Genomic DNA, 14,911 nt, shown 5'->3' with positions numbered 1-14,911 from the left:
CCGGCCAGCGCTGAGCGGAAAGCCCCGACAAGCGCGGACATGCTTTCGTCCAGACGGTACAATTCACGACCTCGCCTGCCGACTCGCCGCTGATATGCCCATCGAATTCGATTACCCGCTCGCCGCCGAAATTTCCCGCAATGTCTCCGCCGCCCTGACCGAAGATGTCGGCGCCGGCGATCTGACCGCCAGCCTGGTGCCCGGCGACCGCCAGGTCAGGGCCACCGTCATTTCCCGCGAGGCGGGCGTGCTCTGCGGCACGGCCTGGTTCGACGAATGCGTCCGCCGCCTCGACCCCGCCGCCCGTGTTGTCTGGCATGCCGCCGATGGCGAACGCATCGCCGCCAACCAGCTGCTTTGCGAAATCGACGGCAATGGCCGCGCCCTGCTCACCGCCGAGCGCAGCGCGCTCAATTTCCTGCAACTGCTCTCCGCCGTCGCCAGCAAGGCCCGTATTTATGCCGACGAAATCGCCGGCACCAAGGCGCAGGTGGTCGATACCCGCAAGACCCTGCCCGGCCTGCGCATCGCCCAGAAATTCGCCGTCCGTTGCGGCGGTGGCGGCAACCACCGCCTGGCGTTGTGGGATGCCATCCTGATCAAGGAAAACCATATCCACGCCGCCGGCGGTATCGACCAGGCAATGGCCGCCGCCCGCCAGGTGGCAGCCGAGGCAGCCGATCGCTGCAAGTTCATCCAGATCGAAGTCGAATCGCTCGACGAGCTGCAAACGGCGCTGGCCGCCGGCGCGACGATGATCCTGCTCGACAACTTCAGCCTCGACATGATGCGCGAAGCCGCCCGCATCAACGGCGGCCGGGCCGTCCTCGAAGCCTCCGGCAATGTCAGCCTGGAAACCATTCGCGCCATCGCCGAGACCGGCGTAGACCGCATTTCGGTCGGCGCGCTGACCAAGGACGTCAAGGCACTCGACCTTTCGATGCGCTTCGTCGGCTAGGATTTCTCCCTGTTTATCGTCATAATCGGGCCAAGAAATCCAAGACCGATAGACCCCAGGGAGTTCCGAATGTTATTCGCGCTGTTCTACATCATCGCCATTACGATTCTGGTGCTTCACTTCACTGGCTTTCTTGCCCGTCACAATCTCGAATGGCTGGTTCTGGTGCTGGCCGTCGCCGTTTTCCCGGCCGTCATCTACCTCTAAACCGCCCCGGGCTTGCGTGCCACCAGGTCGATCAAGGCGGATCGACCGGAATGGGCGGCCCCTTCCTCAAGCGTATCCTCGTACTCGGCGAACCGCAGGATTTCCCAGTCGGCAAACGCCTCGCGCAGCAGCGCCTCGGTATATAACTGTTCAACGGCCGATGGCCCGCCGGTACGATATTCCAGCTGTTTCGGCGTATAACCGTGCAGCAGCAGCAAACCACCCGCCTTGACCGCCTGCTTCATGCCCGCCAGTTGCCGCGGCCGCTCATCGGCTGAAGCAAACTGGATGAAGATGCCGACCACGGCATCGAACTCGGCGACCGGCCAATCCCAGTTCAAAATATCAGCCTGCACGAAGTCGACCCTAGGGCCAGCCGTTGCTTCTATGGTCGCGACATGTCGTCCACGCGCCAGCTTGGCCGCCTTCTCCAACGCTACCGGCGAGATTTCGGTGGCAGTCACCTGACAGCCCTGCTCGGCCAGCCAGACGGCATTCCGCCCCTCGCCATCGGCAACGGAGAGGACCGTCATGCCGGCCGAGAAACGCGCAGCCTGCTGCGCCAGGAACTTGTTCGGCGCCGTGCCGAACAGGTAATTGTCGCCGGCATCGCGGTAACGTGCCGACCAGAAAGCCTCGTGATCGTTGGTGCTCATTTCGATTCTCCCGGACAGGTTTGAAAGTTGCTTGCATGGTACCTGACAGCATCAAATCGAAACCATTGTCAGAAAGACAACACAACCATGAAGACCTTGATCCGGGTGACCGAAATATGGGTTCCAAACAAGGAACGTACGCATCTCGAGTTTTTCGACGGCCTCTACGGCCCGCTCAGCGACTTCAAGGGAGCCAGCCAGGCGATACGTTTCGCCTACGATGAGGGCTTGCCGGGCAAGGCCTGGGCGGCCCGCCGACCGATCATCCTGCACAATTTCGATAACTCCTATTTTCTGCGCACCGAAGCCGCGCGCCAGGCCGGGCTGACCAGCGGCATCGCGCTGCCGATCTTTGCCGGCGATTATCTGCAGGCAGTGATCGTCTTTTTCTGCGGCGATGACGAGGAAAACGTCGGCGCCATCGAAGTGTGGAGCAACACGCCGGCCGAATCGACCGAAATCGGGCTCGACGACGGCTATTACGGAACGGCCGAAACCTTCGAATGGACGGCCCGCCACACCAAGTTCCGCCCCGGCTTCGGCCTGCCTGGCACCGTCTGGCAAACGGCCATGCCCTGCATCATGGAAGATCTGCTCAGTTCGAAACGGACCTTGCGCCGCGACTCGACGGTCAAGATCGGCATCAGCAAGGGCGTCGGCATCCCCTGCTCGTTTGACGGCAAACGAGCCGTCGTCATGACCTTTCTCTCGGCGCTGGGCACGCCGATTGCCCGCCGTTTCGAGATCTGGGTCCCGAACGACAGCGGCGACCACCTGCGCTTCGGGGCCGGCCACTGTGATCAGGCGCCGCATCTGTCCGAATGCCATGCCGGCTCCCTGATCGCGCCTTGGGAAGGAGCGCTCGGCGAAGCCTGGCAGAAAGGCGTACCGGCGGTCCGTGCCAGCCTCTCACTCGAAGCGAGTGCCGCCGCCCGCTCGGCAGCCGGCGTCGGCCTGAGTTCGATGGTCGTCCTACCGGTGATTCAGGAAGGCCGCTTCAAGGCAGCCGTTTGCTGGTATTTCTGAGGGCGTAAAAAAAGCAGCCGAAGCTGCTTTTTTCTGCTGAAGTTTTGCTCAGAGACGTTCGACCAGGTAGCGTTTGACGGCCTCGACATCCGGCGCCATCACATCGACGCGCTGCGGCAGTTTTTCGATGCCCATCAGGTCGACCGGACGGACCGGCTCCTGGCCCAGCGCTTCGCGAATGGTTTCCTCGAACTTGGCCGGCTGGGCGGTTTCCAGAACGATCATCGGCACGTTCGGCAGGCGGTGCTCCAGCGCAACCTTCAGGCCGTCGGCCGTATGGGTGTCGAGCATGACGTTGTAGCGCCCCTGCGCGAAGCGGATGGTGTTGATGCGGTCGATGTGCGTGCTCTTGCCGGAAACAAAGCCGAAATCAGGCATTTTCGACCAGTGCACCGTAGCACCCAGGTCGAAAGCCTGCCCCTTGTCGACCTTGGCCCACAATTCGCTGACCACGGCCGGGTCGCGGCCGACTAGGTCGAAAACGAAGCGCTCGAAGTTGGAGGCCTTGGAAATATCCATCGACGGGCTGGAGGTGACATTGGTTTCGGCGGTCGTCCGCGGGCGATAGACGCCAGTGCGGAAGAACTCGTCGAGCACATCGTTTTCGTTGGTGGCGAGTACCAGGCGGGCAATCGGCAGCCCCATCTGGCGGGCGATGTGGCCGGCGCAGATGTTGCCGAAATTGCCCGATGGCACGGCAAAGGCGACCTGCTCATCATTGCTCTTGGTGGCCAGGAAGTAACCCTGGAAGTAATAGACGATCTGCGCGGCAACCCGGGCCCAGTTGATCGAATTGACGGCACCGATCTTGTACTTGGCCTTGAACGCGGCATCGTTGGAGACTGCCTTCACGATGTCCTGCGCGTCGTCGAACATGCCGGTGACGGCGATGTTGAAGATGTTGGCGTCCTGCAGCGAATACATCTGGGCGCGCTGGAAGGCACTCATCTTGCCGTCCGGCGAGAGCATGAAGACCTTGACGTTGTGCTTGCCGCGCATGGCGTACTCGGCCGCCGAGCCGGTGTCGCCGGAAGTGGCGCCGAGGATGTTAATCGACTCGCCGCGCTTGTCGAGCACGTACTCGAACAGGTTGCCGAGCAACTGCATGGCCATGTCCTTGAAGGCCAGCGTCGGGCCGTTGGACAGTTCCTGCGTGTAGAGGCCGTCTTCCAGCTTGGTCAGCGGCGTGATCTGGGCGGCATCGCCGCCGTTGCGGGTATGGCAATAGACCGCCGCGGTGTAGGTCTTGGCGACCAGCGCCTTGAGGTCGGCCGGCGGAATATCGGTAATGAACTTGGAGAGAATCTCGTAGGCGAGGTCGGCATACGACAGCTTGCGCCAGGCATCTAGTTCAGCGCGGCTGATCTGCGGGTAGCTTTCCGGCAGATAGAGGCCGCCATCCGGCGCCAGGCCGCCGAGAAGGATGTCGCAGAAAGCCTGGGGCGCGGCGTGACCGCGGGTCGAGATATAGCGCATGGCGAAGCCCTGAAAAGCGAAAAACGGGGATTTTACAGTGTCGACCGCGAGACGCGCACGGCTTGCAGCAAGCCGATGATGAACAACAGCATGCCAAGTGCCGCCAAAGCGTCACCGAGGGTCATCAAGCCGGCCAGCAAGGCGACCGCCGAGGCGAAAAACAGCCCGGCCCGCCAGACACCGGTGGCCGCCAGTTTTTCCCGCATCAGCTTGCGCGCCGGAATGGTCGGCCCCGGCCAGCGCCAGACCGGCAGCAACTGGCTGAGCGCGCCGCTCACCAGCGGTAGCAGAAAGCCAACGGCCCAGGCCAGCAAGCCGGGTTTTCCCGGCAACAAGCGCGCTCCATGCGCGACGCCAGCGGCCAGCGTCAGCAACAGGCCGGCGACGGCGGCCAGCAGCGACGCCGAAACCCCGTCCGCCAGCATGCTGCGAATACCGAAACGGCGCACCCACTGACCGACCAGGCCGAGTGCGGCAACCAGCACCAGCGCCGCGCCCGGTGCAGCAAACGGCCAGAGCACGGCGGCGCCGGTCGCAATGACCAGCGCCCCGCCAGCGACCAGCCACAGCCGGCGGCGAAGCCAGCCGGCCGCTTCCGGGTCGGGGCGGCCGAGCGCCGTCGGCAGCAGCACCGGCAAGGTGCCAAGAGCGGCCAGGCCGACCAGGCCGATCGTATTCAGATGCAGGTGAAACAACCGCAACGCCGGCCAGTATTGCGGCCAGACCGCGATCAGCAGGATGGCGACCAGGGCCAGCATCAGGCAGCCAAGCGCTGCGCCATACCAGCGCCAGCCCGGATGCGGCGAACCCAGCGTCGCCCGTGCCCGCCCAGCGATCCAGTTGAGCAAAATGGCCGCCAGAATCAGGTCGACCGCAGCGGCGAGATGCAGAAAGAAATGCGGGATCAGGCCCTGCATGGCGGCGACGGCGCACAGACCGGCGCCCTGGGCCAGCATGGGCAAGCGGGCCAGCCAGCGACCCGGATCACCGGTGCGGGTCAGCACCGGGACAAAATGACTCATTGCCGCAAAGATCAGCGGCACGATGCCGACTGCAAACGCCAGATGGGCGACAGCCAGCGGCGAGCCCAACCCGTTCAACGTCAGGATGGCGCTGAGCAACAGGGCGAGAAGGGTCAGGCTCGCGGTATACAGCAATCAGGCAACAACGGCGAAATCGATCACGATGGCACCCGGCTCGCGCTGCTTGTACTCGATGTTCAAGTGGGCACCGTAGCGCTGCTGCAACTGGGCGAGCAGCGGCAGAGGATCGTGGTCATTGCAAAAACGCATGGTTTCGCCAGGCTGCAGCGCATCCAGCGCACCAAAGATGGCGGCGTGACGGAAACGCTTGGCAATGCCGCGCGCATCGAACGGATAGAGGGCTTCGGGCGTGGTGTGGTTGCAGGCATGGATATGTTGCATGATAGCTCCTTGAAAGGCTTGCCGGAATGGCAATTGGCAACGATTCTGCCGGCCATCGCGAGACATTTCCTTGATCCGAATCGGAATAGGCATAGTCTTGATGAGGGTATATGCACTCGTTCAGCCCGGCTGCGAAACGCCAAACACCGCCTCCAGACAGCGCCCCACCCGGCGCCACCAGGCCACACCATCCGGTGGAATGACCAACACTTGCAGCGCACTCAGGGCGGCCAGTTCGATCCAGCCGCCGCGTTCGGCCTGCCAGATCTGCTCGGCGCCAAGCCGCCAGCGTGGTCGGACCATCGCTTCGGCCAGCCACTCCGGCGGACCATGCAGCTCCGCCTCACCGACGAGCAGCAGTACCGTACTGCCGGGGTCGAGCAAAAATTGCCGCGTTTCGCCACGACACAAGCTCAGCTTCAGGGTTCGCCGATCATCCATGCTCCTACTCCTCGATTGCCTCCCGGACTCGGGACATGGCGAGATCGTAGCCAGCCGACAGCTTGCGAAACAGCCACAGAAAACAGGCATCTGAACCGCAACAGTTTTGTTTATTCACATCTGTTATGGTGCGATTTTCGGACATCTATATCTGTCGCAAACACCTGCGACAGAGGAAGATCAGGCATGGATCAGCTCCCCCTTTATCGGCGCTTGGCCGCCCATTACCGCGCCGCGATAGAAACCGGCGCCCTCGCCCAGGGCGATCGTTTCCCGTCAGTCCGGGCCTTGATGGGACGGCATGAAGTCAGCCTGTCCACCGCCGTCCAGCTGTGCCGGCAACTGGAGAGCGACGGCTGGCTGGAAGCGCGGCCGCGCTCCGGCAATTTCGTCCGTCGACCGCGTCGGCTGGCCGTACGCCCACTGGCCGAACCCATTGCTGGCCAGGCACCGGACCCCGCCCAGTACGTCGGCATCAATGCCCGAGTTTCGGAATTTATCGCCCGTGGCAGGCAAGCCCAGGTCAAGATCAACTTTTCCAGCGCCCGCAGCGCCCCGGCCCTTTATCCGGCCGAGGCCCTGAAAAATGCTGCCACCCGCGCTCTTCGCCAGCATCCGGAATTGCTGGTCAGTCCCCCGTCGAACAACGGCAATGCCACTTTCCGCAACGCCCTGGCCAAACGGGCAATGGCCAACGGCATGCTGCTGGCACCGGAGGAAATCCTGGTCACTCAGGGCTGCATCGAAGCCCTCAACCTGGCGCTGCGGGCCATTACGCAGCCCGGCGACATCGTCGCCGTCGAATCTCCGACCTTTTTCGGACTGCTCCAGGTACTCGAAACACTCGGCCTGCGCGCCCTGGAAATCCCGACCAGTCCGCACAGCGGCATTTCGCTCGAAGCGCTGCAACTGGCCATCCAGACCACCGAGAAGATCAAGGCGCTGGTCGTCGTTCCTCACTTGCAGAATCCCCTCGGCAGCATCATGCCGGATGCCCAGAAAGCCAACCTGGTCGAGTTGTGTCGAGCAAACGAGATTCCGCTGATCGAAGACGACACCTACAGCGCCCTCAGCAACGACGACACGCCGCTCAAGGCACTGAAAGCCTGGGACCGGGACGGCAATGTCATTCACTGTGCCTCGCTGCACAAGGTCCTGGCCCCCGGCTTGCGCCTGGGCTGGATGAATGCCGGGCGCTGGCAATCGCGGGTGGAAATGCTCAAGTATGTGCAGAGTCGCAACAACGAGGAACTGGCCCAGCTGGCGGCGGCCGATTTCATCGCCTCCAGCGCCTACGACCGCCACTTGCGGCGTCTGCGCAGTTGCCTGAAAACCCAGCGCGCCCGGACGGCGGAAGCGATCGCCCGTTACTTTCCAACCAGTACCCGGCTCAGTGAACCGGCCGGCGGTCTCGCGCTGTGGGTCGAGTTGGCGCCCGGCCTGTCATCGAAAGCCCTGTTCGACGCGGCGCTGGCCGAAGGCATTTTCATTGCCCCCGGGCTGATGTTCTCCAACTCCAACCGTTATGACGGTTTCGTCCGCCTGAACTGCGGCGCCCCATACACCCCGGAAATTGACAGCGCGCTGCAGCGCCTCGGCGAAATCTGCAACAAGCTGCCCAGCCGTTGAAAATTGCCTTTTTTTCAGCGTCGACCGCAGGAATGCCCCGTGCAACGGCAAGGCTGAAATAAAAACGGGAGCCCGCGGCTCCCGTCGATCAATGCAGCCAGAAAAGGCTTATTGCAGTTCTTCCAAGCGAATGCGCTTGACCTTGCCCTTTTGTGCCGCCAGCCCTTCGATCTTAACAATCGCCGCATCGGCAGAGCTTTCCTTGCAAACGTGGGTCAGGATGATGATGTCGGTCTCGCCCTCGCCTTCTTCCGGTTCGCGCTGCAGCATGGCATCAATGGAAATGCCCTGGTCGGCCAGGATACGGGTAACGTCGGCCAGCACGCCCGGCTTGTCCTCGACGCGCAGACGCAGGTAGTAACCGGTCTCCACTTCGCTCATCGGCAGGATCGGCAGGTTGGACATCGCATCCGGCTGGAAGGCCAGGTGTGGCACGCGATGTTCCGGATCGGCCGTCGCCAGGCGGGTGACGTCGACCAGGTCGGCGATCACGGCCGAGGCAGTCGGCTCGGCACCGGCGCCCTTGCCGTAGTACAGCGTGGTGCCGACGGCATCGCCCTTGACGACGACGGCATTCATCGCGCCTTCGACATTGGCGATCAGGCGCTTGGCCGGGATCAGGGTCGGGTGCACACGCAGTTCGATCCCCTTCTCGCGACGCTTGGCGATGCCGAGCAACTTGATCCGGTAACCGAGTTGTTCGGCGTACCTGATGTCGGAGGCTTCGAGCTTGGTGATGCCTTCGATATAGGCCTTGTCGAACTGCACCGGAATGCCGAAAGCGATCGAAGCGATCAGCGTCGCCTTGTGGGCGGCATCGACCCCTTCAATATCGAAGGTCGGATCGGCTTCGGCATAACCCAGACGCTGCGCTTCCTTGAGCACTTCGTCGAAGGACAGGCCCTTGTCGCGCATTTCGGACAGGATGAAGTTGGTTGTGCCGTTGATGATGCCGGCCGCCCATTCGATGCGGTTGGCACTCAGGCCTTCGCGCAGCGCCTTGATGACCGGAATACCGCCGGCGACGGCGGCTTCGAAAGCGACCATGACACCATTTTCCTGGGCGGCATTGAAGATCTCGGTACCATGCACGGCGAGCAAGGCCTTGTTGGCCGTCACAACGTGCTTGCCGTTGGCAATGGCCTGCATGACCAGTTCCTTGGCCACGCCATAGCCACCGATCAGCTCGACGATGATGTCGATTTCCGGATCGGTAACCAGCGAGAATGCGTCGTCGGTGACGCGCGCAGCACCACCCGTCACCTGCTTGGCCAGCTCGACATTCTTGTCGGCGACGGCCGTAATTCGAATCGGACGGCCGGCGCGACGGGTAATTTCTTCCGCATTGCGCTTGAGAACGGTCCAGGTGCCACCGCCGACGGTGCCGATGCCGATAAGGCCAACATTGATGGGTTTCATGCTCTGACTTTACTTGGGTTGGTTAACTTGGGTTGAATGACGCTTGCGGTAATTTTCCAGGAAGCGGGCAAGACGGCCGATCGCTTCCCGCAGATCATCTTCGTGCGGCAGAAAAACCAGGCGGAAATGGTCCGGATGCGGCCAGTTGAAGCCGGAGCCCTGAACCAGCAGCACTTTCTCTTCCTGCAGCAATTCGGTAATGAAAGCCTGGTCGTTCTTGATCGGATAAACCTTCGGGTCAAGCTTCGGGAACATGTACAGCGCCGCCTTCGGCTTGACACAAGTCACCCCGGGAATGGCCGTAATCAGTTCATGCGCGATATCGCGCTGGCGGCGCAGGCGGCCGCCTTCCTTGATCAGGTCGTCGATGCTCTGATAGCCACCCAAGGCGGTCTGGATGCCGTGCTGGCCCGGTGCATTGGCGCACAGGCGCATCGAGGCCAGCATATCGAGACCTTCGATGTAATCCTTGGCGTGCCGCTTGTCGCCCGACACCACCAGCCAGCCGGCACGATAACCGCAGGAGCGGTAATTCTTCGACAGGCCGTTGAAGGTAATGGTCAGCACGTCATCGGACAGCGAGGCGATCGACGTATGCTCGACACCGTCGTAGAGCACCTTGTCATACACCTCGTCGGCATAGATGATCAGGTGATGCTGACGGGCGATCTCGATGATTTCCTTCAGCAACTCATCTGGATACAACGCACCGGTCGGGTTGTTCGGGTTGATGATGACGATAGCCTTGGTTTTCGGCGTGATCTTGCTGCGAATGTCGTTGAGGTCCGGATACCAGCCGTTCTCCTCGTCGCACAGGTAATGCTTCGGAGTGCCGCCGGAAAGACTGATGCCCGCAGTCCACAGGGGATAATCCGGAGCCGGAACGAGCACTTCGTCACCGGCGTCGAGCAAGGCGTTCATCGCCATCACGATCAACTCGGAAACACCGTTGCCGACGTAGATATCCTCCAGCGTCACACCCTTGATACCCTTTTGCTGGGTGTAGTGCATGATCGCCTTGCGCGCCGCGAAGATCCCCTTGGAATCCGTATAACCGGCCGCATTGGGCAGGTTGCGGATAATGTCCTGCTGAATTTCCTCGGGCGAATCGAAGCCGAACGCGGCCAGGTTGCCGATGTTCAGCTTGATGATCTTGTGGCCCTCTTCCTCCATCTGCTTGGCCTTCTGCAGCACGGGGCCGCGGATGTCGTAGCAGACGTTGGCGAGCTTGGCGGATTTCTTGACTTGTTTCATGAACGCTGTCCGTCGGGAAGGTATCCAGCCGCCATCAGCCAGACTACCGAGCCCCAAAAGGTATAATCCTACTTTAACGAATGGTGCACCGCAATTTTGGCGGACTTAATAGGCAGATATCGTCGTGAAACTCCATCAATCCAACACCACCGGCCTCAACATGTTCACTGCCTATGGCGAAGGCTATGTTGCGGTCAACCATGAAAAACATCAGAAAAACCTGATCCTGCTGCCGGAATCGATCATTCTCGACTGGTCGACCGCAACAGTCAGCACGCTGACCGAAAGCGACATGCAAAAACTGCTGGGTCTCGGTACGGAGATCATCCTGCTCGGCACCGGCGAACGCCTGCGCTTCCCGGTCGGCGCGCTGCTCCGGCCATTTGCCCCGGCCGGCATTGGCCTGGAAGTCATGGATCTGCAGGCCGCCTGCCGGACTTTCAACATCCTTGCCGCCGAGGGCCGCAAGGTCGCGGCCGCTTTGCTGTTCGACTGAACGCCAGCCGGGGATCAATCCAGCTTTTTCAGATAGTCCTTGGTGAAGATCTTGTCAGGCAAATCACGCAACTTCATTTCGCCGTACTCGAGCACCGACTTCTCGCCGCCACGCAGCGCGTCTTCCATCACCAGGCGCGTCGGACGCAAGCGTCCGGCCAGGGTTTGAAAATTTTCGTAGCTGCACTTTTTCAATAGACGGTTGGAAAGCGAGTAAAACTCGGCCTTCAGCGGCCAGGCATTCTTGGGATTCACCCAATAAACAACGCGCTGGTAAGTCACGCTGCGATCGACGGCAATCAACTCCAGGACCTGGTAAGTTTCGCCGTTGATCGTTTCAGTGCGCAGGACCTTCGGATTGTAGTCGCCGGAAAAATTGGCCCGCGCCAAGTCACCGTTCGCCACCTGCCCCGTCAGTCGCTGAGCCAGCGAAATGCGTACCGGCTGCGAAACCTCGGGCATGAAAACCCAAAGATCACGCCCTTTCATCAAGATGATCTGCCCCCGCTCCGCGGCCGGCTCGGTTACCATGACAACGGAATTTTCATTACCTTTGGAAAGAACGCGATATTTGCGCATTTCAGCCTGCTTATCCTGCTGGCTGGTATTAATTACGATATCGACTTGGAAGCCCTCGGCCGGAAAGCGGACCTTGTCAGCCTTTTCCACTATACTCCGGGCATATGAGTCATCAACCGGGGCTGAACCAGGTTCTTCCGCCACCGCTGTGAAAGTCTGGAGCGACAAAAACATGCCCGCAAGCAGAACACAGACCCTCAACTTCAGCCCCTCGGCGCCATTACGCGACATGAGTATTCTCCCGTATTGGTTTGGCGTTAACTTTGACAGCATCAACCCGGCATGAGCGTCGTACGAATCGAGCATGTCTTCAAGGACTATCGCCTGGGCGAACAGACGGTCCAGGCGCTTCATGATATTACACTGGCGATCGAACCCGGGGTCTTCCTCGCCATCTCCGGCCCGTCCGGCAGTGGCAAGACCACCCTGCTCAACCTAATCGGCTGCATCGACAAGCCGAGCAGCGGGAAAATATACGTCAATGACCAAGATATCTCCCTGAAATCTGCCAATGAGTTGGCCGATCTGCGTGCCCGCTCCATCGGTTTCATATTTCAGACCTTCAATCTTCTGCCCGTACTTTCGGCCGCCGAGAACGTTGAGTACCCACTACTGCGCTGCCCGGAAATTTCTGCGACAGAACGAAAAAAGCGGGTCAATTACTTCCTTGATATTGTCGGCCTGTCTAAATTCGCCAACAATCGCCCGAATCAACTCAGCGGCGGCCAGCGGCAACGCGTAGCCATTGCCCGTGCACTCGCCATCAAGCCCAGCATTGTTCTGGCCGATGAGCCCACCGCCAATCTGGACAAGGTCACAGGCCGAGAAATCCTCCGCCTGATGAAACAGATCAATCGCTACCTGAAAACCACGTTCATCTTCTCAACCCACGATCAGAAGGTTATCGACCACGCCGACCGTCTTGTCCAAATGGAAGACGGGTACATCACCGCCTTTGGGGTCCGCAACGACAAGACATGGAATCTGGCTCGCGTTCGCCCCCTCCCTGAAGGTGATGATGAGGACGACGCTGAATAATCCAGCAGCCGAGAAACCCGAGACACAAACAATGACCATGCACCGCCTGACACTGATTGCCGCACTATGCATTTCACTCGGAGCCCAAGCTGACGATGATGACCTTCTTGGCCGCAACGCACTCTTTGGCGACGATCTGGACAAACCAGCCGAAAAAGCAAATACCGGGAATGGTGTCAGGGGCTTTCTTCAGTTTGAACTGGCCCGAACCACAGCGAGTCCGGAGCATTGGTCAAAAATGCGCACGCGCGCCGACTTGAGCAGCCAGGGAAAGTTGAGCGACAGCCTGAAATGGAAGCTCGGAGCCCGCTTCGACTACGATGCCGTTTATGGCATTAATGACTTCTACAATCCCGAAGTAGAACGCGATCAACGCTTCAATGCCCAATTGCGCGAAAACTATCTCGACTACAGTGCCGGCAACTGGGACTTCCGCTTTGGCCGCCAACATGTGGTCTGGGGGGAAATGGTCGGGCTATTCTTCGCCGACGTTGTTTCAGCCCGCGACATGCGCGAATTCCTGCTTCCCGACTTCGATCAACTGCGAATCCCGCAATGGGCCGCCCGCGCCGAATACTTCGTCGACGACTTCCACGCCGAACTATTGTGGATTCCGGTAGCCAGCTACGACAACATTGGCAAACCCGGTGCCGAGTTTTACCCATACTACCCGGTGCCCACCGGCTTTACCGCAAACTATCAGCAAGAGCTGCGCCCTGAACGCAACGCCGACAACATGAACTACGGTCTTCGGCTGTCCACACTCAAGAACGGCTGGGATGCATCGGCTTTCTACTACCGCAGCACGGATATCTCGGCAACGATCTATCGTGAAATAGCGCTCGCCCCGACTCCGACGATTACGTTCCAGGCGCGCCATGATCGCATCAGTCAGTTTGGCGGGACACTCGCCAAAGACTTTGGCGATGTGGTCCTCAAGACAGAAGCGGTCTATACCAAGGGCCGAAGTTTCAACGTATTGAATGCACTTGATACCGACGGTGTTGTTGCTCAAAACACCATAGACTGGGCGGCGGGGCTGGATTTCACGCTCCCGGCTGAAACCAGGTTCAACGTGCAGATTTTCCAGCGCCAATTTTTTAATTACGACACCGATATCGCCCCAGACAAGCGAGAGAACGGCTACAGTTTCCTGCTCAACACCAAAGTGCTCAATAACTGGGAAGCTCAAGCGATTTTCATTTCCAGCGCGAACCGCCCAGACTGGCTTTTCCGCCCCCGCGTAACCTGGAACTTTGAGCGCAACTGGCGTTTGCTGGTTGGTGCCGATGTTTTCAAAGGCCCGCCGAATGGAGTGTTTGGCCGATATGACCAACAGGACCGCGTCTACTCAGAGATCCGTTACAGCTTTTAGTTGCCGGCCAGGCTGTTCGTCGGAGTAATTCAGCCTGTCCTGCAACTCGAACAGGGAGGATGGCAATGAAAAAGCACAAGGTCCTCTTCTTTGGCGAAGGCGCAACGCTCGCCCATGTCGCCAGACCGCTCATGCTGGCCAAGGGCCTGAACCCAAGACAATTTGAGATAGTTCTCTGCAGCCCCAAAAGCTTCTCAAAATTCACCAGCGGTCTGCCATTCCGCGTTCTTGATCTTGAATGCCAGGAGAGCGATGTTTTTGCGCGTAGACTCGACCGCGGCTCACCGCTCTATGACTTCCCAACCTTATGCCGCTACGTAGAAGCGGACGTGGCACTGATCGACAGCGAAAAACCAGACATCATCGTTGGCGACTTTCGCCTTTCCCTGTCGGTCAGCGCACGTCTTCGTTCAATTCCCTATATCGCCATCTGCGATGCCTACTGGAGCCCGGAACGGGCGCTTGATCCACCCCTGCCCGTCCTGGGCTTCACTCGCTATGCACCAATCGCACTAACCGAGGTCCTGTTTCGCCATATCGCCCCCCTTGCATTTCGCCTTCATGCCCGACCTCTCGAGCGCCTCCGGGCAAAATTTGGCCTACCAAGCTTGGGATACGATCTGAGGCGCTGCTATACCGACGCTGACCTGCGACTGTTTGCCAACTTTCCCGCCCTCTTCCCGGATACACGCTTGCACGGAAAAGCTGACTTCATAGGCCCGATCGCCTGGTCACCAGACTTCAATGGTGACTTGAAGTTCCTTACTGACGATGGACCGTTGGTCTATGTCTCCATGGGCAGTTCAGGCAATCCAAAAATTATCGAGGGCATTGTTCCTATACTTGAAAACAACGGGATCAGGGTCGTCATCGCGACAGCCGGAAAACCACTAACGCTGAAATCAACCCGCCCCACCACACAAGTTTTCGATTA

16 protein-coding genes are annotated in these 14,911 nt (G+C 60.0%); 8 read left to right on the top strand and 8 right to left on the bottom strand.

Going from position 1 to position 14,911, the window contains the following annotated elements; genetic code table 11:
• Nucleotides 1–94 precede the first annotated feature (94 nt).
• Together nadC and AT959_RS21405 are read left to right on the top strand one after the other, a co-directional pair.
• The gene (gene nadC, locus AT959_RS15480) at nt 95–958 is read left to right on the top strand and encodes a carboxylating nicotinate-nucleotide diphosphorylase (protein WP_066884873.1); all 864 of its coding nucleotides are present in this window, start codon (nt 95–97) and stop codon (nt 956–958) included.
• Nucleotides 959–1,027: 69 nt separating this feature from the next.
• The gene (locus AT959_RS21405) at nt 1,028–1,165 is read left to right on the top strand and encodes a hypothetical protein (RefSeq protein WP_169795480.1); all 138 of its coding nucleotides are present in this window, start codon (nt 1,028–1,030) and stop codon (nt 1,163–1,165) included.
• Here the strand turns inward: AT959_RS21405 and AT959_RS15475 are convergent.
• Complete coding sequence (locus AT959_RS15475; RefSeq protein ID WP_066884870.1) at nt 1,162–1,821, bottom strand: SAM-dependent methyltransferase; 660 nt, start codon at nt 1,819–1,821, stop codon at nt 1,162–1,164. The two genes, AT959_RS21405 and AT959_RS15475, sit on opposite strands and share 4 nt — an antisense overlap.
• A gap of 87 nt (nt 1,822–1,908) precedes the next feature.
• On the opposite strand from AT959_RS15475, the gene AT959_RS15470 reads away from it, so the two are divergent.
• The gene (locus tag AT959_RS15470) at nt 1,909–2,847 is read left to right on the top strand and encodes a GAF domain-containing protein (protein WP_066884867.1); all 939 of its coding nucleotides are present in this window, start codon (nt 1,909–1,911) and stop codon (nt 2,845–2,847) included.
• A 48-nt stretch (nt 2,848–2,895) separates the two neighbouring features.
• Here the strand turns inward: AT959_RS15470 and thrC are convergent, their stop codons facing one another.
• The 4 genes from thrC to AT959_RS15450 all read right to left on the bottom strand — a co-directional run bounded on the left by thrC (nt 2,896) and on the right by AT959_RS15450 (nt 6,188).
• The gene (thrC, locus tag AT959_RS15465; protein WP_066884863.1) at nt 2,896–4,323 is read right to left on the bottom strand and encodes a threonine synthase; all 1,428 of its coding nucleotides are present in this window, start codon (nt 4,321–4,323) and stop codon (nt 2,896–2,898) included.
• A 32-nt stretch (nt 4,324–4,355) separates the two neighbouring features.
• A complete protein-coding gene (locus tag AT959_RS15460; protein WP_066884860.1) occupies nt 4,356–5,480 on the bottom strand; it encodes a hypothetical protein in 1,125 nt (374 codons plus the stop codon).
• Entirely contained in the window at nt 5,481–5,747 is a 267-nt protein-coding gene (locus AT959_RS15455; protein ID WP_066884857.1) for a DUF2249 domain-containing protein, read from the bottom strand.
• Between the two features lie 120 nt (nt 5,748–5,867).
• Nucleotides 5,868–6,188, bottom strand: coding sequence for a hypothetical protein (locus AT959_RS15450; RefSeq protein WP_066884854.1), 321 nt, complete (start codon nt 6,186–6,188; stop codon nt 5,868–5,870).
• 186 nt (nt 6,189–6,374) lie between these two features.
• Between AT959_RS15450 and AT959_RS15445 the strand changes: the two genes are divergently transcribed.
• The gene (locus AT959_RS15445; protein ID WP_066884851.1) at nt 6,375–7,817 is read left to right on the top strand and encodes an aminotransferase-like domain-containing protein; all 1,443 of its coding nucleotides are present in this window, start codon (nt 6,375–6,377) and stop codon (nt 7,815–7,817) included.
• Between the two features lie 108 nt (nt 7,818–7,925).
• Here AT959_RS15445 and AT959_RS15440 read toward each other — a convergent pair whose 3' ends face one another.
• Entirely contained in the window at nt 7,926–9,236 is a 1,311-nt protein-coding gene (locus AT959_RS15440; RefSeq protein ID WP_066884848.1) for a homoserine dehydrogenase, read from the bottom strand.
• Nucleotides 9,237–9,245: 9 nt separating this feature from the next.
• Nucleotides 9,246–10,490, bottom strand: coding sequence for a pyridoxal phosphate-dependent aminotransferase (locus AT959_RS15435; protein ID WP_088178990.1), 1,245 nt, complete (start codon nt 10,488–10,490; stop codon nt 9,246–9,248).
• 124 nt (nt 10,491–10,614) lie between these two features.
• On the opposite strand from AT959_RS15435, the gene AT959_RS15430 reads away from it, so the two are divergent.
• On the top strand, nt 10,615–10,986 hold the full coding sequence (locus tag AT959_RS15430) for an Mth938-like domain-containing protein (RefSeq protein WP_066884843.1): 372 nt from the start codon (nt 10,615–10,617) through the stop codon (nt 10,984–10,986).
• Between the two features lie 14 nt (nt 10,987–11,000).
• On the opposite strand, the gene AT959_RS15425 is transcribed toward AT959_RS15430, so the two are convergent.
• The gene (locus tag AT959_RS15425; RefSeq protein WP_066884841.1) at nt 11,001–11,795 is read right to left on the bottom strand and encodes an outer membrane lipoprotein-sorting protein; all 795 of its coding nucleotides are present in this window, start codon (nt 11,793–11,795) and stop codon (nt 11,001–11,003) included.
• A 51-nt stretch (nt 11,796–11,846) separates the two neighbouring features.
• On the opposite strand from AT959_RS15425, the gene AT959_RS15420 reads away from it, so the two are divergent.
• From AT959_RS15420 to AT959_RS15410, 3 genes are all read left to right on the top strand, one after another.
• Nucleotides 11,847–12,602, top strand: a complete 756-nt coding sequence (locus AT959_RS15420; protein WP_066884838.1) for an ABC transporter ATP-binding protein — start codon at nt 11,847–11,849, stop codon at nt 12,600–12,602.
• Nucleotides 12,603–12,633: 31 nt separating this feature from the next.
• Nucleotides 12,634–13,977: a DUF1302 family protein gene (locus AT959_RS15415; protein WP_088178989.1), complete on the top strand. Its 1,344-nt coding sequence runs from the start codon at nt 12,634–12,636 to the stop codon at nt 13,975–13,977.
• A gap of 65 nt (nt 13,978–14,042) precedes the next feature.
• Nucleotides 14,043–14,911: glycosyltransferase family protein (locus AT959_RS15410; RefSeq protein ID WP_205629942.1), on the top strand; the 869-nt coding region annotated here is incomplete at its 3' end.

Origin of the sequence: Dechloromonas denitrificans (genome assembly GCF_001551835.1) — a bacterium.
Classification (GTDB): domain Bacteria; phylum Pseudomonadota; class Gammaproteobacteria; order Burkholderiales; family Rhodocyclaceae; genus Azonexus; species Azonexus denitrificans.
The sequence above is the reverse complement of the archived record's forward strand: the minus strand, read 5'-3'. Positions and strand labels throughout refer to the sequence as shown.